The following is a 382-nucleotide window of genomic DNA, read 5'->3' as shown; positions in this document are numbered from 1 at the left end:
CCTCGGTGGACTGGACACTGGGCGCCAACCTGGAAAACCTGGTGTTGACCGGCAACGCGATCAACGGCTCCGGCAACGCGCTGAACAACAGCCTGACCGGCAACGCCGAAGCCAACACCCTGGACGGTGGCCTCGGCGCCGACACCCTGATCGGTGGCGATGGCGTCGACACTTATTACGTCGACAACGTCGGCGATGCGCTGATCGAAACCGATGCTTCGCTGACCGCGCTCGACCGGGTATTCTCGTCCATCAACTACACCCTCGGCGGCAACATCGAGAACCTGATCCTCACCGGCAATGCCAACCTCAACGGCACCGGCAGCGCGGTCAACAACCGCATGACCGGTAACGATGGCGTCAACATCCTCGACGGTGGCCT

Annotated in this window: 1 pseudogene; it reads left to right on the top strand. The window is 62.6% G+C overall.

The features are described from left to right. Positions 1 to 382 (top strand): annotated as a pseudogene (locus KW837_RS28600) (hypothetical protein); the annotation flags it as partial.

Origin of the sequence: Pseudomonas sp. PDM24, from assembly GCF_019218905.1 — a bacterium.
Lineage (GTDB): Bacteria > Pseudomonadota > Gammaproteobacteria > Pseudomonadales > Pseudomonadaceae > Aquipseudomonas.
This window is presented reverse-complemented; position numbering and strand designations above follow the sequence as displayed.